This is a genomic window from Streptomyces sp. NPDC054765, from assembly GCF_053612065.1.
Genome location: NZ_JBSHBP010000005.1, coordinates 18462 through 43901 on the forward strand (window position 1 = coordinate 18462; position 25440 = coordinate 43901).

Below are 25440 nucleotides of genomic sequence, written 5' to 3' on the forward strand. Positions count from 1 at the left end.
AGCTGCGAGAGGTGCCGCTCAGGCTCGTCCCTGCAGGGGAGTCGCACCGAGCGGTCAAAGCTGCTGGCCCGCCACCGGCGGCTCGGGCCGTGCGGAGGCCGTGCCGGTCACATCGAACTCCACGTCCACCACCCCCTCAACCGACCGCACCAGGCGTGCGATCACCGGGACGAGCGAGGTGTCCCGGACCTTCCCGCTGAGCGTGACAACCCCGTCGGCCACCGAGACCTGGAGATCCTTGGCCGGCGCCGCGAACAGCGCGCCCACGATGTCCCGGCGGACTTCCTCCGCGAGGTCTTCGTCCGAACGCAGAAAGACCTTCAGCAGGTCGGCACGGCTGACAATGCCCCGCAGCACCCCGTGCCCGTCCACCACCGGAAGACGTTTGACGGACTCGTGCGCCATCATCCGTGCGGCCTGGGAGAGCGTGGCATCGGCACGCACGGTCAGGGCAGGGCCGGTCATCAGCTCTCCCGCCGTCACTGCTTCCGCCCTGCGGACATCGTCCACCTGCCGCAGCTGCTCCAGCCGGCCGGGGTCCGACTCCCGGAACTCCTCCTTCGGCAGCAGATCGGCCTCGGAGACCACTCCGACCACGCGCCCCTCCCCCGCCAGCACCGGCAGAGCGCTGACCTTCCACTCCTCCATGGTCTCGACGATCTCCTTGAACCGCGCCCCCCGGCCGACCGCCGCCACGGTCTTCGTCATCACATCCCTGACGATGTGCGGGGTGTTCAGCATGATGCCTCCTCGGTACCCGGACCGACGTCACATGGCCGGCAACGACACCTCCAGCCTGAAATGCACCGGGCCGGCCGGGCAGGGGCCGTCCGGTCCCTTTCGCTGCCGACCGACAGGGGCAGGACGACGTCACACCGCTCACCCGCGGAAGGCGGGGCCATTCGACCTATTTCATCCTGCGGCCCACGAGCCGGACACTGTTTACAGGCTTACAGGGCGGCGGGCAGCGGATCACGCCGTCCCGCCCCGTACAGCCGTCCCGCCCCGTACCAACGTGAAGGAGGCAGCGTCATGACCACCGCACGCGACATCATGCACAGCGGCGCCACCTGTGTGCAGGAAGACGAAACGTTGGAAGACGCGGCACGCCGGATGCGCGACCTCGATGTGGGCGCTCTCCCCATCTGCGGCCCTGATGACCGACTCCACGGGATCATCACCGACCGCGACATCGTCCTGAAATGCCTCGCCAGGGGCAAGAACCCCAAGACCATGACCGCCGGCGAACTCGCCCAGGGAAAGCCTGTCACCATCAGCGCAGACGCCGGAACGGAAAAGATTCTGCGTGCCATGGAGGAACACCGGATCCGGCGACTGCCGGTCATCGACGACCACCGACTCGTCGGCATCATCAGTGAAGCCGACCTCGCCGAACACCTCTCGGAAGAAAAAGTAGGGCAATTCGTCGAAACCGTCTGTGCGACCGCTTGACTCCCAGGAGCACGCGCGCTCGTGCGGTACGCCCCGGGAAGGACGGGCGACGCGGGCGGTTCACCGATCCTCGGAACCGCACGAGGCCGGAGGAAAGGTCACAGTGAATTCGGTGTGTCCAGGGCGGCTGTTCATCATGACCTGTCCGCCGTGCGCGGTCACCACGGCCTCGACGATGGCCAGTCCCAGTCCGGTATTGCCTGCCGCTCGCGAGCGGCTGTGGTCGGCCCGCACGAAGCGGCCGAAGATTTCGCGCCGGACCTGCTCGGGCACGCCGGGACCGTCGTCGGCGACCGTCAGCCGGGTTTCCTGGCCGTCGGCCGCCAGCCGCACCGTCACGGCGGTCCCCGGCGGGGTGTGTGTCCGGGCGTTGGCGAGCAGATTGCCGACGACCTGATGCAGGCGGTGTTCGTCTCCCGTCACGGTCACCGCCGTCTCGGGGAGGTCGAGCAGCCACCGGTGGCGTGGACCGGCCGCCCGAGCATCGTCCACCACATCGAGCACGAGGCGTGTCAGGTCCACCGGGCTGCTCTCCAGGGCGCGGCCGGCGTCGAGGCGGGCCAGCAGCAGCAGATCGTCCACGAGGCGGCTCATCCGCTCCGACTCCGCCTGGATCCGTTCCAGGGAGCGCCTCAGCCGGTCGGGCACCGGCCCTTGGTGCCGAAGGGCGAGTTCCGCATGGCCACGGACGTTGGCCACCGGAGTCCGCAACTCGTGGCTGGCGTCGGCGGCGAAGTGCCGCAGTCGTTCTTCGCTCGCGTGACGACGCTCCAGGGCATTGCCGACGTGGCCGAGCATCCGGTTGAGGGCGGTGCCGACCTGCCCGACCTCGGTACGCGGGTCGGCCACCGGCACCGGCGCCGGCATCGCCACCTCGCCACTGGCCAACGGTAGTTCGGCCACACTCGCGGCCGTGGTCGTCACGCGGCGCAGCGGACGCAGCGACAGCCGTACCCACAGGGCTCCCAGAACTCCGGTCACCAGGAGGGCCCCGCCGAACACCGCCGCTTCGACCGCCACCAACTGGTGCACCGTCTCCTCGACCGGGCGGAGCGGCAGACCCGTGATCAGCACGTCGCGGTCGTCGCCCACCACCGCGTTGACGCGGTACCGCCCCAGGGTGGAGAGCAGGATGCCGTGTCCGGAGCCGTCGGCCGGGAGGGCGGCCAGTGCCCGCCGGTCGTCAGCGGACAGCGGCACCGCGGCGTCCGTCCGGTCCCGCACGACGGCCGCCCGGGTCGGTGCGCCACGCAGCAGTCGGGCGCCGAAGGTGCCCTCGGACTGGCCGCGGGTATCCGGCCGGTTGTCGGCATCCGGCCTGGACTCGTGCTCCAGGCTCACCGGGAACCGGCCGGCGGAAGCAGAGAGCTGCTGGTCCAGGCGACGTACCAGGAATCCTTCGAGTGCGACGGCCGTGGTGACGCCGACCGCCAGGCAGGCCAGCGCCAGGAGCACGACCAGACCGGCGGTGAGCTGGCTGCGCAGGGTGCGTGGGACGAGCCGGTTCACGAGGACTCCGGCTTGAGGACGTATCCGACACCGCGGACCGTGTGGATCATCGGGGTCCGGCCCACATCGATCTTCTTCCGCAGATAGCTGATGTAGAGCTCGACAACGTGTGACCGGCCGCCGAAGTCGTAGGACCAGACCCGGTCGAGGATCTGTGCCTTGGACAGCACCCGCCGGGGGTTGCGCATCAGGAACCGGAGCAGCTCGAACTCGGTGCGGGACAGTTCGACCAGATCGCCGCCGCGAACGACCTCCCGCGCCTCCTCGTCCATGACAAGGTCCCCGACGACCAGCTGGTCGCCGTCCGGCTCATGTGCCATTCCGGCCCGGCGCAGCAGACCGCGCAGCCGTGCCAGCACCTCTTCCAGGCTGAACGGTTTGGTCACGTAATCGTCGCCGCCCGCGGTGATCCCCGCGATCCGGTCCTCGACGGCGTCACGTGCCGTGAGAAAGAGAACACAGACCGACTTCAGTTCTTGGCGCAGCAGGTGCAGCACCTGCAGACCGTCGATGTCGGGCAGCATCCAGTCCAGGACGACGGCATGCGGGCGAAAGGTCCGTGCGACGGCGAGCGCGGAGCCGCCGTCGGCCGCACTACGGACCTCCCAGCCCTCGCCCGCCAGTGCGCCGGCGAGCACCTCGGTGAGGTCCGGCTCGTCGTCGATCACGAGGACGCGCACCGGCGAGCCATCAGCACTGTGCAGCGGGGCGGGGGTGCGGTGAGTATGCATGGTGCCTCCAGCATCCCTCCCCCAGAGGCCTGCGCGGGTATGAGCCGGCTCTGAGTTTCCTGTGAATCACTCGGCGGCGCTCCGCTCAGAAGATCTTCAGAGGTTGCGCTGCGACGCTGGCGCCGACCACGGAAGGAAGTCCCATGAGCGCCATCTCGCACACCCGGCGCGGTGCCCCGGGCAACGCCCCGCCGCGACGGCTGCCTCCCGCGCCTCCGCTGCTCGCCCAGGGCATCGTCTGGGCGGGGGCCGCCGGCGTCCTGGCCCTGTGGTGGACCGGAACCGCGTCCGTGGTGGGCCCGGCGGGCTGGCTCACCGGCGCCGGCCGGATCACCGGACTGCTGGCCGGTTACGCCTGCGCGGTGCTGGTCGCGCTGATGGCCCGCATTCCGCTGCTCGACCACAGCCTGGGCAGCGACCGCCTCGCGCGCTGGCACGCCATCGGAGGGCGCTACACCATCTCGCTGGTGATGGCGCACACCCTGCTGATCATCTGGGGCTACTCCCTCACCTCAACGAGCGATGTCCTGCACGAGACGACCACGCTCGTCCTCGACTACCCCGACATGCTCAAGGCCACCGCCGGTTTTGTGCTGCTGGTCGGCACCGGCCTCGTCTCGGCGCGTGCCGCCCGGCGCCGCATGAGCTACGAGACCTGGCACTTCCTCCACTTCGCCACCTACCTGGCCGTCTTCCTCGCCTTCGGCCACCAGCTCGCCAACGGGGCCGACTTCGTGGGGCGGCGCCCCGCCCAACTCGGCTGGTACGCCCTGTACGCAGCGGTGACGGTGCTGATCGTCTGGTACCGCTTCGTGGTTCCGGTACGACGGGCCCTGCGCCACCGGCTCCGTGTCGCCGACGTCCGTCCGGAGGCCCCGGGTGTGGTATCGCTGCACCTCACCGGGGAGCGGCTGACCGAACTCGGCGCCAAGCCGGGCCAGTTCTTCCGCTGGCGCTTTCTGGCGCCGGGCCTGTGGTGGACCGCCAACCCCTACTCCCTCTCCGCGCCGCCGCTCCCCCAGCACCTGCGCATCACGGTGAAGGAAGCCGGCGGGCACAGCGCGGCCCTGGCGCGACTGCGACCCGGCACCCGGGTATGGGCCGAAGGCCCCTACGGGTCCTTCACCGAAGCACGTCGCCGGTCGGCGAAGGTGCTGCTGCTCGCGGGCGGCGTGGGCATCACCCCGCTGCGTGCGCTCTTCGAAACCCTCCCCGGCGAGGTCACGCTCATCTACCGGGCACGGCGTCCGGAGGACCTGGCCCTGCGCGCCGAGCTCGATGCGATCGCGGCCGCTCGCGGCACGGCCGTCCACTACTCCGTCGACGAACCGGCCGGTTGCTCCGCGCCGTTGACGGCCCGCGCGCTCAAGGCCCTGATCCCGGACCTGGCCGCCCACGAGGTGTACCTGTGCGGACCGCCCGGCATGGCCCATGCCGCCCGACGCGCCCTGCGCGGGGCCGGTGTGCCCGGGTGCCGCATCCACCACGAGTCGTTCGAGTTCTGAGGAGCCCCTGTGCGCCGAGCCGTTCTGACCGCAGCGTCGACCAGCGCCCTGGTCGTCCTCCTGCTCTCCCTCAAGCCACACCAGCCCGCCGGCCTGCCCGGTGACCCGGCCCAGGTGGGCGCCGCACCGGCCCCGACGCCCACCGGCCGGCCGCCGCGCGGCGGCCACCCGGCCGGCGGCACCTACACCGGCACCCCGGTCACCACCCGTTACGGCACCGTACAGGTGGCAGCCACCATCAAGGCCGGCCGGCTGACGGCCGTCAAGGTACTGCGTGCCCCGTCCGAAAACGGCCGCGACCGTGAGATCGCCGCCTACGCCCTGCCGCGCCTGACGCAGGAAGCGCTGAGCACGCACACCGCCCGCATCGACGCGGTGTCCGGCGCCAGCTACACCAGCGCCGGCTACATCCGGTCGCTGCAGAGCGCCTTGGACCGGGCCGGTGTCTGAGTGCCGGCGCGGTGTGCGCCACGTCGAGCGGACGATGGGCACGGTGTTCTCCTTCGACATCCGCGACGCCCGCACCCCCGCCATCGAGTCCGCCCTGGACGACGCGATCGCCTGGCTGCACCACGTCGACAAGGTCTTCTCGACCTACCGTCCCGACAGCGCCGTCAGCCGGCTGGCGCGCGAAGAGCTGGCACTCGACGACTGCCCCGCGGAGGTACGCGAGGTCCTCGGCCTCTGTGAGCAGGTGGGACATGCCACCGGTGGCTGGTTCAGCATCACCGCGCAAAACGGCAGCCTCGACCCGACCGGACTGGTCAAAGGATGGGCGGTCGAACGTGCCGCGCAGATCCTGCAGGCGGCCGGCGCCCATCACACCTGCGTGAACGGTGGCGGCGACCTCCAGCTCAGCGGGGAAGCGGCGCCGGGCACCCCCTGGCGCATCGGGATCGCCCACCCGCTGCATCCGGGCGAGCTGTGCGCCGTCGTCACCGGACGCGACCTGGCCGTCGCCACCTCGGGCACCGCCGAACGCGGAGCCCACATCCTCGATCCGCGCACCGGCACTCCCGTGACGGGCCCCGCCTCGGTCACCGTCGTCGGCCGCAGCCTCACCACGACCGACGCCTACGCCACGGCGGCCTTCGCCATGGGTGCGGACGCGCGGGACTGGCTGGAGGCGCTCGACGGCCACGAGGGTTTCGCGGTGGCACGGGACGGCGGCACCTGGCACACCCGGGACTTCCCAGGAACGGTGTGCGACATCGTCGGCCCGGGGCGTCGGCCTGATGAGGACCCGCCTCTCGGTCGTCGTGCACCTGCCGACCGGCAAGGCTTGACCGTCCGGACGGCGGCCGACGTCTTCCTCGACTCGCCCGGCAACCGAACACGGTCCGGAACTACGGGATCGGGGAGGGCAGACCGCCGGACGACTCGGGAAGGCGCGGCTGCTGACGCCGGTCGCGGATGACGATCGCTGCCGAGCGCCTCGCGGTGTAGCGCCCGCGGACCGAACCGCGCGCCCGGTGAAGAAGGCCGGTTGCTCGGGCATGGGCTGCGGTTCGCCCAGATGATCGGCAGCAGCGCCGCTGCCTCGGCCGTCACCGACCCGTCCCTGCGGGCAGGGTGCGACCCATCCCTGTTCCGTTCTCCGCCGTCCGTCCGGGGCCGGCTGTCCTCCGGCACCGCATGGCTCTTGTGCCTTCCGTTCCCGCTCGGGGCAGGGCACAGCCGGAGCGCAGCGCACATCCCCTGGGCACGTCGTGTGGCGATGCCTGCCGGACGGCCGGACACTGAAAGTGACGGCGCAGGTCCATCCGCCGGAAAGGTGGCGCCCCCGCGCCGGCAGCCGGAGGCGGCTCGGCCGTCCGTCTCACCGTCCGTATGACCGTCCGCATGACCGTCCGTATCACTGCCGACGACACGAGGGACGGCGGAGAAGGCGACCGGAGCATGGCGCGCTCTCCCCTGCGCAACCGGTGACGGCCCCGGAGGATCCGGGGCTCGCGCACGTCGGACGTGGGCCCTGACTGTGGCGAACGCAGCTGACCGTATGGCACTCGGCGTGACCGGAAGGAGGCGGGTCGTCATGACGGACGCCAGGGCCGAGCGCATCGCGGAGCTCATCGAGCCACTACGGGTGAAGCCGGGATCGCGGGTGAACCTGGGCAGGGACTTCGACCCCCGCTACAAGGCCGGTCTGAAGAAGAAGCGTGGTGTGGAGCTGTTGCGCACGGGTGTGTTGCTGCTCGCCGAGTACCAGGAGCGTCTGGCCGCCCAGGACACATACGGAGTGCTGCTCTGTCTGCAGGCGCTCGATGCCGGCGGCAAGGACGGGACGATCCGGCATGTCATGAGCGGGGTGAACCCGCAAGGCGTCAAGGTGAGCAGCTTCAAGCAGCCCTCCGTCGAAGAGCTCGACCACGACTACCTGTGGCGCTACGCCGCCAGGCTGCCCGCGCGCGGCGACATCGCGATCTTCAACCGTTCGCACTACGAGGAGGTCCTCGTGGTGCGGGTGCACCCGGAACTCCTCGAACGGCAGAGGCTGCCGGAGCATGTGCGAGGAGCGGATATCTGGGACCGTCGCTACCGCGACATCAACAACTGGGAGCGCTACCTGACCGACAACGGGTTCAAGGTGGTGAAAGTCTTCCTGAACCTTTCCAGGGAAGAGCAGCGCAGCCGTTTCATGAAGCGGCTCGACCGGCCGGAGAAGAACTGGAAGTTCTCCGCCGCCGATGTCCGGGAGCGCCGGCGGTGGGACGACTACCAGCGCGCGTTCTCGGAGATGCTCTCGGCGACCAGTACGGAGTGGGCGCCTTGGTACGTCGTACCGGCGGACCGGAAGTGGTTCGCGCGCATCTGCACGGCAGCGGTGCTGGCGCACACGCTGATGGACATCGACCCCCGCTACCCCGTGGTCGGCAAGGAGGCGCGCAAGGATCTCCAGGCCGCCAGGCACGAGCTGGAGGCCGAGGCCCCTGAGGGCGCGCCGGCCGATCCGTACGCAGCCAGGCATCCGATCCCCGAAGCCGACGCCGAACAGCAGCGAACCGGGCGTACAGCGAAACGGAAGCAGTCGTCCGCTGCGGCGCAGCGGACCGAGAAGGGGAAGCGGCCCTAGCTGTTCTGTCCACGGAGGTTGGTGACGCAGCAAGGACGTGCTGAAGAGCATTCTGGATTCCGGACGTTCCTACGCTCAGCCGGACCACCTCCCGGCACCTCTTCGTCCGGTGTTCCTTCATGACGACCGGACGAAGAGGTGGTGCCGGCGGAGCCGGGGAGACTTCATCGCGTCAGTGCAGGATCCTGTCCTTGGCACGCTGGAACTCCGCGTCCGTGAGGTCGCCCCGGCTCCTGATCTCCGCGAGTTTGGCGAGTTCGTCGGCCTGGCTCGGCGGGCCGGTACCGGAATTCTGGCGACTGAAGCTGTCGAACGCCTGCTGCCGAGCCCGGACGTGCTGTATTTCGCGCGTTCCCATGGCGTTGCCGCGCGCCGCGAGGTACACAAAGACGCCGATGAAGGGGAGGAAGAGCACGAACACCAGCCATCCCGTCTTCGCCCATCCGCCCAGCGAGTCGTCACGGAAGATGTCGATGACGATCCGGACGAGCAGGAAGATCCATATGATCCATAGGAAGATCCACAACATCGTCAAGAACGTGCCCAGTACGGGGTAGTCGTAGGCCAAGTTCCACTGGCCGTTCATGAGGTCCTCCTCTCCCCCCTTTCGGCCGACCGCTCAAAGCCCACGGGTCCCCTTCCTCCGCAGGGCGGCCGGCCTGATACGACTTTCCCGGATACAGAAGACGGGAGGCTGCCCGCTTCAGCAGCCCCCGGCCGGCAGCGTCGTCACGTCTCCATCTCAGTGACGAGTTCGGCGAAACCGAGCGCACGCAGAACGCTGCCTGCTGCGTCGACCACCCGTGCGCTGCCGACGATCGGCGCGATCGCCACACAGACGGCCTTTGCGTCTTCGGCAGTCAGGCCGGCCTCTTTGGCGACGCCGAGATTGGCCAGATACGAGGCAGGCGCGGCGTCCATCGCAATGAGCGCCGCCAGCCGTACGAGGTGGTAGGTGCGTTCGTCGAGGCCAGAATTGGGCAGCGTTTCTATGGTCATCCGTGCCAGCTGCTCGAATACCGGGTGCTCACCCTGAGCAAGCGCGCCCAGAGTTCGTTCAGGAGCTTGTGCTGTCATGATCAGCGACCTTCTCACTCGATGTGTCCTGCAGAACCACACAGGCCGCGAGGGGAAGGGAGAGCAGAATGGACCTCTACGCAGAAAGTGCCCTACATCTATGTGATTCCTTCGCGGGCTCGGCGTCAAATGCTGCCGGCTCGCGAGGAAGAGCACGGAGGGTGTCGACAGGCGTTCGAGAACCGTCATTCGACCACGTGCGCCGATGGCAGCGCAGCCAGGGCATCACCCACCGGGAGGTAAATGATGCGCTCGCCGGCATCCGACTTGCCCGAGTTCCGACAGCTCCTGGCCGGCCTGGCCCACGGCGTCATCGACGGCGTGATCTTCTACGGCCGCGACCTGCTCGGGCGACGGGCGGGCGCCGCGTGAGGATTTCGCGAATGGCCGGCCCGTGGGGCGGACGGGTGGTCCGGCGCGGCAGGGCACGGGTGGCCGGCCCTCGGGCGGACGGGTGGGCCATCTGCCGATCAATCGTCTGTTGATCAACCGTTGATCCTCCTCTGCTGTGATGCCAACGCACGCTCGGGACATCCGGCGTGACGGTGCGACAAGGAGACGGGCGTGAGCCGAGCAGCCGCGGTCCGGGGCCCGGGGCCCGGGAACGAGGGAAGCGACAGCATGACGGATACGCCGTTGCCACGTGGCGTCACGCTCATCGCGCCCGGTTCCGGTACCGGCAAGACGGCGGTGGCGGTCGGGATCACCCGCGCTCTTCGCCGCCGGAACATCACGGTCGACCCGTTCAAGGCCACCAGCGTCGTGAAGACGACGGACCGGCCGGGCCCTCCGCTCAAGGTGTACGAGCGCGGTGTCTTCCACAACTGCGGTGCGGCCGGAGTCCCGGTGCAGTGGTGGAACAACCCCGTGGTGGCCGTGACGGACGGGAACGGCCGCGGGCAGCTGTATGTGTGCGGAGAGCCGCTCGGCGAGGTGCCGGTCTTCGGCCAGGACAGTCTGGACCTGCGCACCTTCCCCCATGACCTGCGCCTGAGGTGTCTGGACGCCGTCAGGGACGCCCTGGCCGTTCTGGCCGATCGCGGTTCCTTCGTCGTCATCGAGGGGTCCGGCGGTGCCGGGAACCAGCCGTCCCGGGCGGATCTGGCCAACGACGTCGTGCCGCTGCGGGCGGGGCTGCCGGTGGTGCTCGTCGGCAACGTCAACCAGGAGGGCCACCTGGCGGCCCTGGCGGGCCTGCCGGGTGTGCTGGGCGAGCCCTACCGCCGGCTGATGATCGGGTACGTGCTGAACGGTGTCCGGGACCGTGCCCGTCTCGCCGATGCCCGGGAGCGGCTGGCGCAGGCCATGCCGGTACCAGAACTGGCGGCCGTGCCCAGCTACGCACCGCCCGACGGGTACGAGGACTCGCCCCAGGAGTGCGAGGTCGTCTACGAGAGGCGCGCCGACCACGTCGCGTCCTCCGGCCTCCTGGCCGCGATCTCCTCCCATGGCCTGGCGCCCCCGCTGGTGTCGGCCCTGGAGGAGACCTGACACCGTTCTCCGTCCCGTACCCGTACCCGTATCTCCCCTCCCGGAGGGTTCCCTTGCCCGACGCAGTGCTGCGCCACCGGGACGCAGCAGGACCAGTGACCGGACGACCTGTGCAGGTGACGTCATAACCGGCCAGACCTCGACCACACGCGTCGCGCAGCTCGACGGCGGCCTGCCGCTGCTGCTGACCCCGGCGGACGGCGGGCACACCGCCGGCATCGCGCTCTCGCTCGGCTTCGGCAGCCGGGACGACCCTGCGGGTATGAACGGCGCCGCACACCTGCTGGGGCGCCTCATCATGTCGGTGCCGCTGGAGGGCGGCCCCTCGCTGGGCGAGCGCGTCGAGCAGTTCGGCGGGACGTGGGGAGCCGTGACCGGAGCGGAGTCGCTGACGGTCCATGCCCGGGTGCCGGCCGATGACGCTCCCGTGGTCGCCGGCTGGATGCTCGACGCGCTGACCCGGCCGGCGCTGTCGGACGAGGCGCTCGGCCGGGAGCGGCACAACGTCGCCCGGGAGCCGGCGGCGGCCGCGGCGGACCCCGCCGACGCCCCGGCCGATGGCCTGCAGGCGGCGTTCCTCGCCGCCGTCTTCCCCGGCCATCCGCTGGGCGCGGCGGTGGGCGGCACGCCGGGCGGTCCCGGGCGGATCGCCCTCGGCCCGCTGTTGCCACTGCATCAACGGGCGCTGGCGACGGTTCCGCTGGCCCTGGCGTGTGCCGGGAACGTGCAGGAGGCGGCGCTGCGCAGCCGGATGTCCCCCCTGGCGATGGCCAGGGCCGGCGGCGTCCGGCCGCGGCGTTCCCCGCACGCCCCCGCCGGTCGCCCCGGCCCGCCGGATCCCGCCTGGCCGGACGGGCCCTGCCGGTTCCTCGCCGGCGCGCCGGCCCCGACCGCCACGGACCCGCGGCGTGACGCGTTCGACCTCCTCGGCCACCTGCTCGGCGCGGGCCCGGCGTCGCGGATGCACCGGCGCCTTCGCGCCGGGCACGGCCTCGCGCCCGGGTTCCGGGCGTGGGCCCGCGCGTACAGCGATGCGGGGGTCTGGTGTTTCCTGGCCGGTACCGACGGCGCCGACGGCCCCGCGGCAGTCCGGGCGCTCCGCGCGGAACTCGCCCGGCTGGCGCAGCACGGTCCCGCGCCGGCGGACTTGGACGCCGCGGTCCGCCAGGCGCGGACCGAGCTGCTCCGGACGGCGGAGAACGGCTACCCGGCCGTCGTGGCGAGCCACCACTGCGTCACCGGTGCCGTCTGGTCCCCGGAGGCGGAGTGGGCGCGGCTCGCCCGCGTCACGGCGGCGGACGTCGCCGGCGCCGCCGCGGCGGTGGCGGAGGGCCTCCGTGTCGTCGTCCGCCCGGACGGACGGACCCGCGATGAGTGAACGTGACCCGGGCCGTGACGACGGGGCAACCCTGCTGATCACTCCGGACACCCGCCGTCACGACGCCGCCGGACCACCCGACGGCGCCGGACCGACGGAACGCGGTTTCCTGCTGTTCAAGCCGGACACCCTCGAACGGCGCCTCCTGCAGGACTGCGTGGCGGACATCGCCGGGGTGGGCCTGCGGGTGCTGGAGCAGCACACCCTGCGCCTGACGGAGGCCCAGATCGCGGCCGTGTGGTCCGGCATCGACCCCGACCGCAGGCCGCTGACCGCGGGCCTCATGCGGCGCTACCTGTCCGCGGGGCCGAGCCGGCTGGTCCTGGTCGACGGGCCCGGAGCCACCGCCCGGCTACTGGCGCTCAAATCGGCGATCCGCCGCCGGCACGGCGCCGTTTACTACGCCAACCTCGTCCACAGCCCGGACTCGGCCGAGGAGGCACGCCGGGAGCTCGCGGCCCTCCTCGACGGCCGCTACGACCCGCACGCGTTGTTCCGTCCCGCCACCGCGACCTGGCACGGCTGGCGCATGGAGACGGTCGAGGCGGCGCTCGACAGGTGGTGGGCGTCCGTCCCGGAACAGCGCGGCCGCCGGCCGACCCACTGGAGTCCGCCGCTGCCGGCCGCGGGCCATCGCGTCCGCATCTACGCCAAGCGCCACTGGGCGGTGGCGTTCGACGACATGGCGTGCTTCCTGGCCGGGACGGCGGGCGTCGATGAGCCGGAATTCGCCGTGCGGGCCGGATTCGCGGCGCTGTACGACGGCGAGGGATTCGTTCTTCCGACGGCGTCGGCGAAGGCCGCGCACGACACGTGCCGGACGGTTCGCGACTTCGGCCTGATCGCCCTCGGACCCGGCGACAGCGGGCAGTCCGGCCAGGACGCCGGAACCGCCCGCCGGCCGGACCCGCGGGAGTAGGAGCGGGTGCGCGAAGTCTTCGCCGTACCGGGCCGGCCGCCCGAAACCCGTCTGCTGTCCGACCTGTACGACACAACTCCGAGGTGGCTCCATGCAATTGCTCATCTGCGGTATGCACCGTTCCGGCACGAGCGCCGTGGCGCACATGCTCTCCGAGTCGTGCCGGCGGACCTTGCTGGAGGATCCCGACTGGGCCATGACGGGCCGTCTGGTCGACGTCACGGCCCCCGCGCAGGAGCTGGCCCGGTGGGACATCCTGAAGTGCCCTCGGATGACCGAAGTGCTGCCCGCCGCGCTGGACGCCTACCCGCAGGCCCGTGCCGCCGTGATGGTCCGTGACCCCCGTGACGTGCTGTGCTCGATCCTGGAGAAGGTGTATGCCGGAATGCCCACCCGGATGCTCGAATTCTCCCGCCTGGGCGTTTCGGAGACCGGCGCGGCCGGCTTCGCGCAGGCGTACGTCACCTACGCCCGCACCATCCTCAGCGCACGTGCCGCCGGGGGCGCCGCGCGCGTGCGCCTCATCCGCTACGAGCAGTTCTGGACCGACCGGCCGGCCGGGATCGCCGCCCTGGCCGCCTGGCTCGGCTGGCCGTCCGACCGCGAGGTCTGTGAGTCGATCCAGTCCCGTCAGCTCGGCCCGTTCCACACCAAGCACCCCGGCGACCAGTCGGTCAAGGGGGCGGGCCGGTGGCGCACCGAGCTGGGCGGGGCCGACCAGGCCGCCCTCGAACCCGCCCTGGAGGCCTACACGGGCCTGTGCGAAACGGCACCGTAGAGCGGGCGCGAGGGCGGGCCGGGAAGGGCGGCGGGCCGCTACCGGCGGATGTCCACGACGTGCTTCCCGGCCGGGTCCACGCCTGTCCTGGCCGCGTCGTTGAGCAGCGCGGCCAGGCCGGGCAGAGTCACCCGGCCGGCGATGAGCTCCTCGACGTGGCTGGTGGTCCAGGGAAACGGCGCCGCCAGCACCGCGCCGGCCATGGTGAAGTCGGCGCCGGTCGCGCCGTGCGTCCCCACCACCAGGGCGCGGCGCCCGCCCCGCTCCAGCTCCAGCGTCTGCTCGCCGCGGCGGATGCCGTCCAGCATCAGCCGGGTGCCCGGCACCTGCCAGTCCGGCTTGATGCCGCCGAACAGGACCAGACGTCCGCCGTGCGGCGGCAGCAGGTTCCAGGCGCTGTCGAAGGTGCTGCTGTCGAGCAACGCCGTGGTCACGACCACGGTGTCAAAGGTGCGCGTGCCTACCTCGCGGCCGGGGATCTTCGGCACGTCCCGCAGCAGCGCCGTCCGGGAGAGGGCGGTCAGCCGCTCGGGGCTCCTGTTGATCAGGGTGACCCGGCATCCGTTGAGCCTCAGCAGCACCGCCAGCAGGACTCCCGCGGTTCCTGCCCCGATGATCGCGACATCGGAACCGGGGAGGACGTTGGCCGCGCAGTGGACGGTGCACGCGAGGGGCTCGGTGAAGACCGCCCGGTCGTCCGGCGTACCGTCGGGCACGGCCGGCAGGGCGGCGCGCAGCTGCTCGGGCGGTCCGGTCAGAAGTGCCGTCTGCGCAAACGCGGTTGTCCGGGTCACCGGGACGTGGGGGTCCAGGCACACCCGCAGGCCGGGCGGGAAGTCGTCCGAGCTGCTGTCGTGCACCAGGGCGACCATTTCGTGGCCGAAGTCGGCCCGTACGTCGCGGCTGCGGCGGACCTCCTTGAGGTCCGAGCTGCACAGGCCCACGGTGTGCGGGCGGACCAGCACCCATGACGGGGACGCCGGGCGCGGCCACGGGCGGGTGGTGAGCCGGACCCCGCCGGGCACCAGCTCCAGGCTCCTGCTGTGGCGTTCACCCATGGCGGCCGCCGTCGGGGAAGCGGACGACGACCTTGACGATCTCCGAGCCGTCGGCGGCCCGGAACTGCCCGTCGAGCCGGCGGTTGATCACGTCCACCGCGTCCTCGGGGCCCAGCTCGTGGGTGATGAGGCCGCCGTACCCGCCGGGATCCGCGCGGAGGACCGATTCCGCCGCGCGCAGCTGGGCCGTCGAGGTGCCCCGGTGGCCGGTGAGCACCAGCGGTTTGCCCTCGTGCGAGACCGCTTTGAGCAGGCCCAGTTCAGGATCGATCCCGCCGCAGACATTGTGCCGGCGCACCCGGCCGACCGTGGCGTCGGGGAAGGTGGGAGCCGCTGCCGCCGCGTCGAGCGCGGTGACGAGCACCATCGTCCCGCCGGGCCGCAGGGTGTCCGCCGCCTCCCGGACGGCGCTCGCCATCGACGGCCGCGGGGCGCAGACGACAGCCACGTCGAGTGGCCGCGGCGCGCGGTGGCCGGTCACGGAGAGGCGGACGGGCGCGAGGGGGGCGTGGTTCTCCACCCAGGCCAGGCGTTCCGGCCGCGCCTCGACCAGTTCGACGTCGTGCCCCTGGTCGGTCGCCCTCCGCGCATGGAGCAGCCCGATCGGGCCGGCGCCCCAGATGCCGACGGACAGGCGGCCGGCCGGGGCCGAACGCCCGATCAGCTCCCACGAGTAGAGGACGGTGCCGAGCGGTTCGCACAGCGTGAGCACGGCCGTCGGGTCCAGCGGCCGGACCTGCTGCAGCGCGCCGGGCGGCAGCTCCGGTCCCAGGGGGACCCAGCTGCGGAGCAGGCCGTCGAAGCTGTGGCCGAGTACCGAGTCCTGGTTGCGCACGTCGACGGGGTTGAACACGACCATCCGGTCGCCGCCGGGGACGCCGTGCAGGATCCCGATGCCTTCGTGGCCGAGCACCGCGGCCGCGTCCCCCCGGTGGCCGGCGCCGATCTGGACGTCGGTGCCGCAGAGTCCCACGGCGAGCATCGACACGTACGGCCGGTCGCCGTGCGGCCTTTCCATCGGTTCGCTCCGGACCCGGTGCCCGGAGCGGACCAGCTGCCACCCGGTCACGACACCACCTGCCACTGCCGGGCCTGCAGGGCCGCCAGGGCCTCGTCCAGTTCCGCCTCGGTCACGTCGTCGACGAACACGGCGCGGCCGATGTCCTGCAGCAGGGGCAGGCGTTGCCGGCCGTCGCGGTGCAGGCTGGTGTTGGCCAAGGCCTCGGCCAGCAGGTCGAGGGTCATCTCCCGGTGGGTCATCGGCAGGCCCAGGTCGGCCAGGACGCGGAGGATGCGGTCGGCGACGGCCGGCGGCAGCAGGCCCCGGTTCCGCGAGAGCATGACGGTCACGGCGAGGTCGATGGCGACGGCCTCACCGTGCAGGAGCGCGGGCCGAAGGCGCATCTCCAGGGCGCCGGAGAACGAGTGCCCGATGTCGGCGAGCCGCTCCAGCCGGTCCTCGCAGAGGTTTCCGACGAGTTCGCCGAGCATGGCCGCGATGCTGCGCTCGATGACCTCGGACTCCACCTGCGGGTCCGGCGTGCCCGCCGCCAGGGCGCGGCTGTGCGTGTCGAGGAGGCCGAAGAGCGCCGCATCGGCCACGAGCGCTATTTTGACCGATTCGCCGAGGCCGCAGCGGTACTCGCGGGGGTCCAGCGTGCGCAGGAACCCCGGGTCGATGACGACCCGGCCCGGACGGGAGTAGGTGCCCAGCCGGCTCTTGTTCCCGCCGTAGTTGATCGCCGTCTTGACCCCGATGCCCGCGTCGATCATGCCCAGCAGAGTGGTGGGAACCTTGACGTACGGAGCGCCCCGCCGGTAGATGCTGGCGGTGAAGCTCACGAGGTCGAGCAGCACGCCGCCGCCCACCGCGATGACCGGTTCCGACCGGCGCAGCAGACCGAACCGGTCGAAGGCGTCGACCAGGTCGGACACCGCCGCCAGGCTCTTGCACGACTCGTCCACGTCGAGCACCAGGGTTTCGAGGGCGACGTTCCCCGCTCCGGCCGTCAGCGCGTCCGTCAGCGCGTCCCCGTAGAGCTCCCACACCCGTTTGTCGGCCACGACGAGCCGCCGGGTGGCGCCGTGGGTGCCCAGGCCCGCCGCTTCCCGCAGCCGGCTCCGGCCGGAGGCGAGCATGTCCGGGGCCATGACGACGCTGTAGGACTTCGGGTTGTCGCCCGGCACGGTCCAGCTGCGCGCCCCGGCGGCGCCGGAACGGGCGAGCATCCCGGCTCCTCGCAGTGCGGGCTCGGCGCCGGGTGGGGCGACCTGGATCCGGTCGGCCAGTGAGCCCGGCCGTCCGTAGAGTCCCGCCGCGTCCATCCGGGCGGTCAGGCACTCCAGGTAGTCACTGCCGAGGCCTGCGGCCACGCCGCCGGTGAGGACCACCCGGTCGATCTCGGCGTCGGTGCTGAGAACCGACAGCAGCGCGTGCGCGAGCGGCCGTGTCACGGCTTCGAGCACGGCGTGCGCCCCTTGCTCACCGCCGGCCACCGCCTGGGCGAACTGGCTGGTGAGCGAGGCGTCGGCGGCCAGCCAGGGCGTGCCTTCCGCGGCGAGCAGCCTGAGGATGCGGTCGATGCCGCGGCCCGATGCGTACGAGCTGAGGTGCCCGGTCGCACCGCAGTCGCAGGGCAGCAGCATCTCTTGTGTGCCGATGCGGAATTCGGCCGGCAGATGCCCGATCTCCCCCTGCAGGCCGGTGTCCGCGTTCGTGGGGACCCTGCCGGTGGCGACCTCGATGGTCCGCAGCCCGATGCCGCTGCCGACGACGACCGCGGCCAGCCGCCGCAGGTTCTGCGCGTGCGGCTGCGCCGCCAGCGCCACCGCGGTCGCGGTGACGTCGTTGACGACCGTCCACCGGAACTCGGGCGCTGTCTCCCGCAGCGCCCCGGCGGTGTCGAACCTGTGCCCGGCCCCGTCGCCCCAGAGCGGGCCGGATCCCACCGTCATGCCGGTGCGCGCGTCGATCGCCACGCCCAGCGAGACGCCGACCGCGCTCACCGCGTGGCGGCGGGCCAGCCGGCGCGCATCGGCGACGATGAGGTCCACGAGCCGCCGGTGCAGTGCGGCCGCCTCCTCCCCCGGGCAGCTGGCCCAGGACGGCGCCGTCCGCACGGCGAGGTCGTGCAGGCGGTTGTCGCCGTCCAGCACCGCCGAGCGCGCGTGGGTACCGCCGACGTCGAAGACCGCCACGGTGTCGTTGGTCGTCATGAGCGCACCCGCATCATTTCCAGTGCCTCCCCGAAGCGTTCGGCCACGAGCTCGGCGTCCTCGTGGGTCAGGATCAGGGGCGGGCGCAGTTCGATGGTGTTCCCCTCGCCGTGCTCGGACACCCGGGTGATGACCCCGCGCTCCATCAGCGCCGCGTGCAGCGCACGGGCCAGGCGCGGCGCGCGCGACCCGTCCGGTTCCGACAGTTCGATGCCGAGCATCAGGCCCAGGCCGCGGACGTCACCGATCTCCGGGTACGTGCGGCCGAGGTCGAGCAGGGCGGCCTTGAGGGCGGAGCCGACGGTGCGGACGTTCTCCAGGAACTCCGGCCGGCGGACCTGCGCCAGCGTGGCGAGGGTGGCCGCGGCGGCGATCGGGTGGCCGCCCGAGGTGAAGCCGTGCAGTGACCGGTCCATGCCGACGAGCCGTTCCTCGGTGATGATCGCCGCCAGCGGCAGACCGGACCCGCTCAGCCCCTTCGACACGGTCATCATGTGCGGCTCGACGCCGAACGCCTCGGCCGCCGTCAGGTAACCGGTGCGTCCGAACGACGTCTGGGTCTCGTCGAAGATGAGGACGATGTCCCGCTCGTCGCAGAACTCCCGCAGCCGCTGCAGGTATCCCGGCGGGGGAACGATGTTGCCGCCGGCGCCGCTGATCGGCTCGATCAGCACGGCCGCGGTGCTGCCCGTACCGGCGTACCTGATGAAGTCGTCGATGCGGTCGATGCAGAGGTAGCCGCAACTGCCGGGCTCCTCCCGGTAGAAGCAGCGCAGACAGTAGGGGTCCGGGACGTTGACCGCCCTCGGGTAGACCACCGGGAACGGCGCCCGCAGGTGGGCCATGCCGTTCAGCGCGCCGGCCGCGAGCGTCTGCCCGACGTGTCCGCGGAACGGCACGATCACGTCGCGGCGCCCCGTGTGCAGCTGGGCGATCTTCACCGCCCCTTCCGTGGCGGTCGAGCCGCCGCTGCTGCGGAGGTTGACCCGGGTGAGGTTCGCCGGGCTCAGCTCGACGAGCAGTTCCATCACCTGGTTGGAGACATCGGTCTGGAACATGGAGCTTGCGAACAGCAGGTCGTCGCTCTGCCGCTTGATGGCGGCCACCACGTCCGGGTGGTTGTGCCCGAGGGAGAGGTTGAAGGTGCCTGCCGCGCAGTCCAGATACTCACGCCCGTCGGCGTCCCAGACCCGCAGGCCGCTCCCGCCGACCAGCCGGGCAGAGCCCTGCTCGTAGTAGGCGGGCGGAGGCGGGGGTGATTCATCGAACGCGTCACTCATCGGGAATCTTTCTTTCTCGGGTGAACGGGCAGGTGACGTGACGGCGGATCACGTCTGATCAGCTGCGTCATGAGAGCGAGAGTGCGCCGGAGCGCGTGCTGCGCCGCAGGGTCAGCGTCAGGCCCGTGTAGGCGAGGACCGCCCAGCCGAGAGCCACGGCGAGTTCGCCCGCCACGAGTGCCATGGGCAGTGGCCGGCCGGCCGCCAGTTCCCGGATCGCCTGCAGGCCGTGGCGGACCGGCAGCAGCTGTCCGATGACGCCCCAGGGGCCGCCGGCCGGCGGCGGCGTGTTCACCCCGGCGAGGGCCAGGATGATGATCGTGGTGCTCGCGGTGAGGTACATGCGGCTGCCCGGCCTGCGCAGGCTCAGGCTCGCGAGCGTCAGGGACATCGAGTAGGCGCAGAGCGCGAGCAGCACCTCTATGGCGAGGATCCCCGGCAGTGCGCCCGAGTGCACGGTACCCGGGATCAGCACCGACATGATCGTCAGCACGGCGCACGAGGTGATGATGCCGTCCGCCACCCAGTACAGCCCCCGGGAGGCGATGACCAGCAGGGGGTTCGCCCGGCTGACGAGGAGGTACTGGAGGGTGCCCGACCTGCGTTCGCCGACGCTGGACGAGACGACCCCGAGCGTCCCGAGCGGGCCCAGGGCGGCGGCGTTGCCGAGCGCGATGTACGCCTCCGCTCCCGGATCGGCCATCAGGCTGCCCAGGGTGGCGAAGAACAGCACCTGGCAGGTGAGCCTCAGCAGCCAGCCCCCGGCCCAGGACTGCCAGGTGAACATCGCCCGGTAGTCGTGATAGCTGCTGATCACCCCGTACCCGATCTGCCGGGCCGCGGCAGAGAGCCGGTCCGAAGTCCGTTCCCGGCTAGTCATACAGCGCCACCCCTCCCGCCCTGACTGCCGTCAGGACCCTTCTCAACGCCAGAAATCCCACCAGCACTTGGGCCGCCACCAGTAGGGCGAGCACGCCCAGCGAGCCGAGCGGAGCCGGTGCGCCGGCGGCCGGCAGGGCCCGCAGCACATCGGCGCTCCACGACAGGAAGAAGGCACGGGCGATCCACCGGAGCGGCTCGGGCAGCGTGCTCGCCGGCAGGATGAGGCCGCCGAGGAGGTAGACCGGGTAGGTGAGGGCGTTCTGCAGTGTCCTGGCTCCCCGGACGAGGACCATGAGACAGCTCACCAGCAGCGCGGCGCCGGCGACGCCCACGGTGGTCAGGACGACCGTCACCAGGCTGAGCGGCACCGAGCCGAGTGTGACCGGGAAGCCGAAACCGAAGCGGGCGATGAACAGGGCCTCGGCGAGAACCGGGATCGCCAGGGCCGTGGTGGAGAACACCCGGACCGCGAGGGCGGCGGTGTAGGCGCCGGGCGTGAGCATGGACGGCTCCAGCGTCCCCTCGTGACGGTCGTCGTCCACCACTTCGGCCGCGACGAAGACGGCGTGCGCCCACATGCTCATGAGGAACGCGCCGATCGCGGCCTGTGTGGCGAGTTCCTCGTGGTGATGGTGCCGGAGCACGGTGAAGAACACGACGCAGTACAGCGGCAGCACGGCAAGCGGCGCGAGCAGGTTGGGGTCACGGAACAACAGCGTCAGGTGGGTTCTGGCGTACACGAGCATCAGACCGCGAACTCCCGGTCCGCGATGATCGTCCGGTACACGTCCGCGAGGTTCGGCGGGGCCATCGCGAGCTGCCGGACCCCGGCACCGGCGAGGGCCAGGAGCACCTGGTTCGCCTCCTCCTCGCCCACGACCCTGAGGGTGAGGTCGCCGTCGGTTCCGTCAATGCCGGATACGCCGGGGAACGCCGCCAGGCGGGAGCGCAGATCCTCCGGAACGCCGGAGGCGGTCACCATGCGCGGCGCGTGGAGATCGGCGAACAGCTCCTCCGTGGCTCCGGCGCGGACGATCCGGCCCCCGTCGACGAGGGCCACCCGTGCGCACAACTCCTGGGCTTCCAGCATGTCGTGTGTGGTCAGCAGGATCGTGACGCCCGACCCCTGCAATTCCCGGACCAGCCGCAGGAATCCCGCGCGGGCATGCGGGTCCATCCCGTTGGTCGGCTCGTCCATGATGAGCACCTGGGGATCGGAGACCAGGGCGCGGGCGAGGTGGACGCGTTGCACCATGCCGCGGGAGAAGGTCTCCACCCGGTCGTCGACGCGCGCCACCAGGCCCAGGCGCTCGATCACCTCGTCGGTTTTGCGGTCGGCCTCCTTCCGGCGCAGCCCCTGCAGGGCCGCCCAGTAGCGCAGGTTCTGCCGTGCGGTGAGCCGCCGGTACAGACCGCGCTCGCCGCCGAGGACCAGTCCGACGGCGCGCCGTACCTGTTTGGCCTGACGTGCCACGTCCCATCCGGCCACCTGGGCCGTGCCCCGGGTGGGCAGCAGGAGCGTCGCGAGGATCCGGGCCAGTGTCGTCTTCCCCGCCCCGTTGGGGCCGAGCAGGCCCACGGTCTCGCCTTCGGCGATGGAGAAGGTGACCCGGTCGAGCGCGGTGATCTCCTGGCCCCGCCGGGTCCGGAAGGTGCGGGTCAGCTCGTGCGCCGTGACAATCGCCATGCTGTCCCAGCCTCTCAGTCGGTGTCCGCCGCCGAAGCCGGCCACGGGGCGAGCGTGGCCAGTTCGGTGCGAGCGGCCTCGTAGCGCTCAGGGTCGACAAGCTCCGCCGGCACCAGCAGGAAGTCGGCGATCGGTGTGCGCAGCAGGACGTCGGCTTCGACGTGGTGCTCGACGGCCTGCCGCAGGTCGCCGAGGCGCAGCTGCTCGGCCAGCTGCATCCCGTAGAGGGGCAGCCCCGCCGCGCGCCGGGCCCCGAGTTCGTCCTCCACGTGCGGCAGCCCGGGGCCGTCGGCCCTGCGCGCCGACTCTCTCTGCGCGGCCGGCCGCAGCAGCTCCGCCAGCTGCCGGAGAAGGCCGCTCGCCAGTGCCGCGTGCCGTTGCGCCAGCTCGCACAGCTCCAGCAGTTCGGGAGCGAGCAGGTACGCCTTCGCGGCGGCCGCCACGGGCCCCGGTGCCGGTGCCGTCGGCGTGCTGAGCGCGCAGGTGAGGTCGAGGAGGTCCTTGGGGTCGAACTCCCGCTGGAACCGTTCCTCGGCGATCGCCAGGAGATCGGCCAGCCACTGGTCCGCGGGCTGGGCGGGCCGCATCGGCACGACGCCGGGCTCGCCGCCGTAGGCGAAGGTGGTCACCTCGACCCGGAAGTTGGGGGTGAACTGCGGATCGGCGGCGGGCCACCCCACGGAGACGTAGAGATGCCGCTCGTCGCCGTGCTGGAGGAGCGACAGCATGGGATCTTCCACGGGGAAGCGCCGCGCCACGCTGCCGATCACCTGCCAGAGCGTGTCCTCGTCCTCCGTGACCACGTCGAGGTCGCCGGACGGACGCAGCCAGCCCTCGGGGTAGTGCCGCGCGAGGGAGGGGCCCTTGTGCACGGTGACGCCGCGCATGGCCGACAGTTCACGGCCCAGTTGCCGGTAGCCGGCCGCCCTGCGACGGGCGCGGTGCAGTTCCTCCGCGTGCCCGGGGGTGAGCGGGATGCCTTCCGTCTCGGCGGCCGACAGCACGATGTTCGCGAACCCGCCCCGGAGCGCGCGGGAGGCGTGGACGGCGTCCGCGAGCGGCGCGTCCCGTTCCACGCCGAGCAGGTCGTACAGCACACCGAGGGTGGGTTCGTGCGGGGCGTGGGCCGTCATCGCTGTCCTCCTGCGCCAACGTCGATTCGTGCTCGGGAGGCGACCCGGTACCGGAAGACCGGCTGCCAGCCACGGGCCTGCAGTGAGGCGACGATCTTCGCGCCGGGGTCGGTCTGCGAGCCCGGCGAATGGACCACGTTGCCGATCACGGGAAGGCTGTGCGCGGCGGCCTCGGCGGCGATGACACGTACGAGCTGCTCGGTGGCCGCCGCCCGGTGTTCCGCGTGGTCGATCAGGATGTCCACGAGCTCGACGAACGGTGTGCCGCTGGCCTCGTCCGTCTCGTCGGCCAGCACGGTGCCGTGCCCGATCGGCTCCTGCATGTCGTCCGCCCATGCGAGGTAGGTGCGGCGGCTGGGGGCCCGCATGATTTCCTGCGTGCTCAGCTCGACGGCCGGCTCGACCGCCACGCGGCCGAGGTCGGCCGATCCGTCACGAAGGGCGCGGGAGATCCAGGACGCGACCCGGTCGTCGTGCTCGCCGCTGTCGCTGCGGGTCACCCTGACGCCGCCCGCGGCCGGAGGTGCCGGGGCGGCGGGAGCGTCGTAGCGCAGATAGGTGAGCATGGGCTCGAACAAGGGGTCCGGTTCCTGCTCGCCTGCCGTGCGCACCACCACGCTCCGGCAGTCCGGGAAGCGGCTGATCAGTGTGCGCAGCAGCGGCGCGGGATGGCTCAGCAGTTCCGGGGCGGCGAAGGTGACCAGGCACTGCTCGGCACCGGACACCGGATCCGTGGAGATGCCTGCGACGTAGGGCGAGCCGTCGAGTTCGAAGAGGCACCCGGCCTCGTCGGCCTCCGCCAGGTACTGCTCGCTCGCGGAGAACGGTACGGCCGGCGCGTTCACGAGGCCTCCGGGCGGACGACGGCGAGCAGCCCGTCCGACAGCTCCGCGGCTGCCGCGGCGACCTGGTCGGCGCGCACCTGCTGCAGCGCCTCCAGTTCGGCGGCGGGATCCCAGGACCGCCCGGTGACGGTCTGCCATTCCACCAGTTTCGTGGCGTGTTCCAGCGGGTCCTCGGCCGTGGTCACCACCTCGAAGCCGGCGAGCCGGACGGCCGAGGCCAGGTCGGAATCGCGGGGGCCGTCCTGGGCCACGGTCCGCAGCAGCTGCCGGATGATGTCGAGCACCTCCGGCGCGTTGGCGGGCTCGCATCCGACGAGCATCCGCCACGCGCCGCTGTCCTTGTAGGAGCGGGACCACGTGTGGAACGAGTACGCCAGGCCGCGTTCGTTGCGCAGCCGGCCGTAGAGCAGTGATGCGGGGCTGGAGCCCAGCAGGTGGCTGAGGACGGTGTACGCCGGCCTGTCCGGGTCGTCGGCGCGCGGGGCCCGGCCACCGGCCATCAGCCAGCAGAATTCGGTGGGCCAGTGGGCCGGCGCCGTCGGGCTGACCGGTCCCGGCGCGGGCTGCGAGCCGGCCGTGGTTCCCGCCCGCCGCAGGTCCGCCAGACCGGCCTCCTCTAGCGCGGGCAGCAGTGTCCCGGCCGTGAGTCCGCCGACGCACGAGACGCTCAGCGGGTGTGCGGACAGCGCCTGCGCATGCGCGTCGCGCACGGCTTCCAGGGTCAGGCTCTCGATGCCCTCCGGCGTCCCGCCCACGGCGGAGCCGAGCGGGTGCCCGTGGAACAGTTCCGCCAGGAACGCGTCCTGGACCGTGTCGGCCGGGTCCGCCATGGCAGCGGTCAACTCCTGTTGCACGACCCGGCGTTCGGCGTCCAGCGCCGCTTGGCTCAGCGCGGGCCGGAGCAGCGCCTGGCACATCAGCGTCGCGATCTGCGCCGCGTCCTCGGTGAGCACCTTGGCGTGCAGGACGAGCGAGCCCGGAGCGGTCGTGGCGTTGCACTCGCCGCCCAGGCGCTCGATCCGCTCGCTCAGCGACGGCCCGTCGCCCAAAGGAGCCGCCATCAGCAGGTGTTCCAGCATGTGGGCAGTGCCCCGCCGGTCGTGACGGCCCCCGAACCCCAGCCCGATCGCGATTGCGGTCGTACGGCGGCCGGGCTCATTGCGCACGAGCACGGGCACGTCGCCGCACAGAAGTCCCATCCGTGAATCTGTCACCATCGCACCTGTCGTTCACGGCCACACGGGCTTGTCGTATCCATATTCCACGCGGCTGGGGGCCGCGGGCGCAATGCCCGCGGCGCCCAGCACTGGCGTCACTACGCCTTGTTGGCCTTCACCTTGTCCAGAGTCGGACGAAGACCGCTCTTGTGATTGCGGGTCATGGCTATTCACCCCTTTCCCTCAGTGCGCAATGGGCATCCTCGGAC

Annotated in this window: 23 protein-coding genes and 1 pseudogene; 9 read left to right on the plus strand and 15 right to left on the minus strand. The window is 71.6% G+C overall.

Features of this window, described 5'->3' with window-relative positions:
* Positions 1 to 54: 54 nt before the first annotated feature.
* Positions 55 to 741, minus strand: a complete 687-nt coding sequence (locus ACWGJY_RS05150; protein ID WP_453259416.1) for a CBS domain-containing protein — start codon at positions 739 to 741, stop codon at positions 55 to 57.
* Positions 742 to 1032: 291 nt separating this feature from the next.
* Between ACWGJY_RS05150 and ACWGJY_RS05155 the strand changes: the two genes are divergently transcribed.
* Complete coding sequence (locus ACWGJY_RS05155) at positions 1033 to 1452, plus strand: CBS domain-containing protein (RefSeq protein ID WP_453259417.1); 420 nt, start codon at positions 1033 to 1035, stop codon at positions 1450 to 1452.
* A gap of 60 nt (positions 1453 to 1512) precedes the next feature.
* Here ACWGJY_RS05155 and ACWGJY_RS05160 read toward each other — a convergent pair whose 3' ends face one another.
* Positions 1513 to 2961 carry a sensor histidine kinase gene (locus ACWGJY_RS05160; protein ID WP_453259418.1) on the minus strand — a complete coding sequence of 483 codons (1449 nt, stop codon included), beginning with the start codon at positions 2959 to 2961 and terminating at the stop codon, positions 1513 to 1515.
* A complete protein-coding gene (locus ACWGJY_RS05165) occupies positions 2958 to 3692 on the minus strand; it encodes a response regulator transcription factor (RefSeq protein WP_453259419.1) in 735 nt (244 codons plus the stop codon). Before ACWGJY_RS05165 ends, ACWGJY_RS05160 begins: the two co-directional genes overlap by 4 nt.
* Before the next feature lie 143 nt (positions 3693 to 3835).
* Between ACWGJY_RS05165 and ACWGJY_RS05170 the strand changes: the two genes are divergently transcribed.
* The 4 genes and pseudogenes from ACWGJY_RS05170 to ACWGJY_RS05185 all read left to right on the plus strand — a co-directional run bounded on the left by ACWGJY_RS05170 (position 3836) and on the right by ACWGJY_RS05185 (position 8270).
* Positions 3836 to 5197, plus strand: coding sequence for a ferredoxin reductase family protein (locus ACWGJY_RS05170; protein WP_453259420.1), 1362 nt, complete (start codon positions 3836 to 3838; stop codon positions 5195 to 5197).
* 9 nt (positions 5198 to 5206) lie between these two features.
* Entirely contained in the window at positions 5207 to 5647 is a 441-nt protein-coding gene (locus ACWGJY_RS05175) for an FMN-binding protein (RefSeq protein WP_453259421.1), read from the plus strand.
* A 34-nt stretch (positions 5648 to 5681) separates the two neighbouring features.
* Positions 5682 to 6395: pseudogene (locus ACWGJY_RS05180) on the plus strand (FAD:protein FMN transferase); the annotation flags it as partial.
* 837 nt (positions 6396 to 7232) lie between these two features.
* On the plus strand, positions 7233 to 8270 hold the full coding sequence (locus ACWGJY_RS05185) for a polyphosphate kinase 2 family protein (RefSeq protein ID WP_453259422.1): 1038 nt from the start codon (positions 7233 to 7235) through the stop codon (positions 8268 to 8270).
* 172 nt (positions 8271 to 8442) lie between these two features.
* Here ACWGJY_RS05185 and ACWGJY_RS05190 read toward each other — a convergent pair whose 3' ends face one another.
* Together ACWGJY_RS05190 and ACWGJY_RS05195 are read right to left on the minus strand one after the other, a co-directional pair.
* Positions 8443 to 8856 (minus strand): SHOCT domain-containing protein, encoded by a 414-nt coding sequence (locus ACWGJY_RS05190; RefSeq protein ID WP_453259423.1) that lies wholly within the window; start codon positions 8854 to 8856, stop codon positions 8443 to 8445.
* A gap of 143 nt (positions 8857 to 8999) precedes the next feature.
* Positions 9000 to 9347 carry a carboxymuconolactone decarboxylase family protein gene (locus ACWGJY_RS05195; protein ID WP_453259424.1) on the minus strand — a complete coding sequence of 116 codons (348 nt, stop codon included), beginning with the start codon at positions 9345 to 9347 and terminating at the stop codon, positions 9000 to 9002.
* Between the two features lie 564 nt (positions 9348 to 9911).
* Here ACWGJY_RS05195 and ACWGJY_RS05200 point away from each other — a divergent pair.
* From ACWGJY_RS05200 to ACWGJY_RS05215, 4 genes are all read left to right on the plus strand, one after another.
* Entirely contained in the window at positions 9912 to 10838 is a 927-nt protein-coding gene (locus ACWGJY_RS05200) for a hypothetical protein (protein ID WP_453259425.1), read from the plus strand.
* Positions 10795 to 12216 (plus strand): M16 family metallopeptidase, encoded by a 1422-nt coding sequence (locus ACWGJY_RS05205; protein ID WP_453259426.1) that lies wholly within the window; start codon positions 10795 to 10797, stop codon positions 12214 to 12216. The genes ACWGJY_RS05200 and ACWGJY_RS05205 overlap by 44 nt, the downstream gene beginning before the upstream one ends.
* Positions 12209 to 13135, plus strand: a complete 927-nt coding sequence (locus tag ACWGJY_RS05210; protein WP_453259427.1) for a nucleoside-diphosphate kinase — start codon at positions 12209 to 12211, stop codon at positions 13133 to 13135. Before ACWGJY_RS05205 ends, ACWGJY_RS05210 begins: the two co-directional genes overlap by 8 nt.
* Positions 13136 to 13226: 91 nt before the next feature.
* Positions 13227 to 13913 carry a sulfotransferase family protein gene (locus ACWGJY_RS05215; protein WP_453259428.1) on the plus strand — a complete coding sequence of 229 codons (687 nt, stop codon included), beginning with the start codon at positions 13227 to 13229 and terminating at the stop codon, positions 13911 to 13913.
* Positions 13914 to 13951: 38 nt separating this feature from the next.
* On the opposite strand, the gene ACWGJY_RS05220 is transcribed toward ACWGJY_RS05215, so the two are convergent.
* The 10 genes from ACWGJY_RS05220 to ACWGJY_RS05265 all read right to left on the minus strand — a co-directional run bounded on the left by ACWGJY_RS05220 (position 13952) and on the right by ACWGJY_RS05265 (position 25213).
* Positions 13952 to 14971 carry an alcohol dehydrogenase catalytic domain-containing protein gene (locus ACWGJY_RS05220; protein WP_453259429.1) on the minus strand — a complete coding sequence of 340 codons (1020 nt, stop codon included), beginning with the start codon at positions 14969 to 14971 and terminating at the stop codon, positions 13952 to 13954.
* The gene (locus ACWGJY_RS05225) at positions 14964 to 16040 is read right to left on the minus strand and encodes a hypothetical protein (protein WP_453259430.1); all 1077 of its coding nucleotides are present in this window, start codon (positions 16038 to 16040) and stop codon (positions 14964 to 14966) included. The genes ACWGJY_RS05220 and ACWGJY_RS05225 overlap by 8 nt, the downstream gene beginning before the upstream one ends.
* Positions 16037 to 18187, minus strand: coding sequence for an ROK family protein (locus ACWGJY_RS05230; RefSeq protein ID WP_453259431.1), 2151 nt, complete (start codon positions 18185 to 18187; stop codon positions 16037 to 16039). The genes ACWGJY_RS05225 and ACWGJY_RS05230 overlap by 4 nt, the downstream gene beginning before the upstream one ends.
* A complete protein-coding gene (locus ACWGJY_RS05235; RefSeq protein WP_453259432.1) occupies positions 18184 to 19467 on the minus strand; it encodes an aspartate aminotransferase family protein in 1284 nt (427 codons plus the stop codon). Before ACWGJY_RS05235 ends, ACWGJY_RS05230 begins: the two co-directional genes overlap by 4 nt.
* A gap of 67 nt (positions 19468 to 19534) precedes the next feature.
* Positions 19535 to 20347, minus strand: coding sequence for an ABC transporter permease (locus tag ACWGJY_RS05240; protein ID WP_453259433.1), 813 nt, complete (start codon positions 20345 to 20347; stop codon positions 19535 to 19537).
* On the minus strand, positions 20340 to 21095 hold the full coding sequence (locus ACWGJY_RS05245) for an ABC transporter permease (protein ID WP_453259434.1): 756 nt from the start codon (positions 21093 to 21095) through the stop codon (positions 20340 to 20342). The genes ACWGJY_RS05240 and ACWGJY_RS05245 overlap by 8 nt, the downstream gene beginning before the upstream one ends.
* Entirely contained in the window at positions 21095 to 22036 is a 942-nt protein-coding gene (locus tag ACWGJY_RS05250) for an ATP-binding cassette domain-containing protein (RefSeq protein ID WP_453259435.1), read from the minus strand. The genes ACWGJY_RS05245 and ACWGJY_RS05250 overlap by 1 nt, the downstream gene beginning before the upstream one ends.
* 14 nt (positions 22037 to 22050) lie before the next feature.
* Positions 22051 to 23169 (minus strand): hypothetical protein, encoded by a 1119-nt coding sequence (locus tag ACWGJY_RS05255; RefSeq protein WP_453259436.1) that lies wholly within the window; start codon positions 23167 to 23169, stop codon positions 22051 to 22053.
* Positions 23166 to 24014, minus strand: coding sequence for a hypothetical protein (locus tag ACWGJY_RS05260; protein ID WP_453259437.1), 849 nt, complete (start codon positions 24012 to 24014; stop codon positions 23166 to 23168). The genes ACWGJY_RS05255 and ACWGJY_RS05260 overlap by 4 nt, the downstream gene beginning before the upstream one ends.
* On the minus strand, positions 24011 to 25213 hold the full coding sequence (locus ACWGJY_RS05265; RefSeq protein WP_453259438.1) for a M16 family metallopeptidase: 1203 nt from the start codon (positions 25211 to 25213) through the stop codon (positions 24011 to 24013). Before ACWGJY_RS05265 ends, ACWGJY_RS05260 begins: the two co-directional genes overlap by 4 nt.
* Positions 25214 to 25440: the final 227 nt, after the last annotated feature.

Excerpts from the sequence above, each read along its gene's own strand:
- ACWGJY_RS05150 (WP_453259416.1), bottom strand. The coding sequence starts at position 741 with ATGCTGAACACCCCGCACATCGTCAGGGATGTGATGACGAAGACCGTG.
- ACWGJY_RS05155 (WP_453259417.1), top strand. The coding sequence starts at position 1,033 with ATGACCACCGCACGCGACATCATGCACAGCGGCGCCACCTGTGTGCAG.
- ACWGJY_RS05165 (WP_453259419.1), bottom strand. The coding sequence starts at position 3,692 with ATGCATACTCACCGCACCCCCGCCCCGCTGCACAGTGCTGATGGCTCG.
- ACWGJY_RS05170 (WP_453259420.1), top strand. The coding sequence starts at position 3,836 with ATGAGCGCCATCTCGCACACCCGGCGCGGTGCCCCGGGCAACGCCCCG.
- ACWGJY_RS05185 (WP_453259422.1), top strand. The coding sequence starts at position 7,233 with ATGACGGACGCCAGGGCCGAGCGCATCGCGGAGCTCATCGAGCCACTA.
- ACWGJY_RS05190 (WP_453259423.1), bottom strand. The coding sequence starts at position 8,856 with ATGAACGGCCAGTGGAACTTGGCCTACGACTACCCCGTACTGGGCACG.
- ACWGJY_RS05195 (WP_453259424.1), bottom strand. The coding sequence starts at position 9,347 with ATGACAGCACAAGCTCCTGAACGAACTCTGGGCGCGCTTGCTCAGGGT.
- ACWGJY_RS05205 (WP_453259426.1), top strand. The coding sequence starts at position 10,795 with ATGGCCTGGCGCCCCCGCTGGTGTCGGCCCTGGAGGAGACCTGACACC.
- ACWGJY_RS05210 (WP_453259427.1), top strand. The coding sequence starts at position 12,209 with ATGAGTGAACGTGACCCGGGCCGTGACGACGGGGCAACCCTGCTGATC.
- ACWGJY_RS05215 (WP_453259428.1), top strand. The coding sequence starts at position 13,227 with ATGCAATTGCTCATCTGCGGTATGCACCGTTCCGGCACGAGCGCCGTG.
- ACWGJY_RS05220 (WP_453259429.1), bottom strand. The coding sequence starts at position 14,971 with ATGGGTGAACGCCACAGCAGGAGCCTGGAGCTGGTGCCCGGCGGGGTC.
- ACWGJY_RS05230 (WP_453259431.1), bottom strand. The coding sequence starts at position 18,187 with ATGACGACCAACGACACCGTGGCGGTCTTCGACGTCGGCGGTACCCAC.
- ACWGJY_RS05235 (WP_453259432.1), bottom strand. The coding sequence starts at position 19,467 with ATGAGTGACGCGTTCGATGAATCACCCCCGCCTCCGCCCGCCTACTAC.
- ACWGJY_RS05240 (WP_453259433.1), bottom strand. The coding sequence starts at position 20,347 with ATGACTAGCCGGGAACGGACTTCGGACCGGCTCTCTGCCGCGGCCCGG.
- ACWGJY_RS05245 (WP_453259434.1), bottom strand. The coding sequence starts at position 21,095 with ATGCTCGTGTACGCCAGAACCCACCTGACGCTGTTGTTCCGTGACCCC.
- ACWGJY_RS05250 (WP_453259435.1), bottom strand. The coding sequence starts at position 22,036 with ATGGCGATTGTCACGGCGCACGAGCTGACCCGCACCTTCCGGACCCGG.
- ACWGJY_RS05255 (WP_453259436.1), bottom strand. The coding sequence starts at position 23,169 with ATGACGGCCCACGCCCCGCACGAACCCACCCTCGGTGTGCTGTACGAC.
- ACWGJY_RS05265 (WP_453259438.1), bottom strand. The coding sequence starts at position 25,213 with ATGGGACTTCTGTGCGGCGACGTGCCCGTGCTCGTGCGCAATGAGCCC.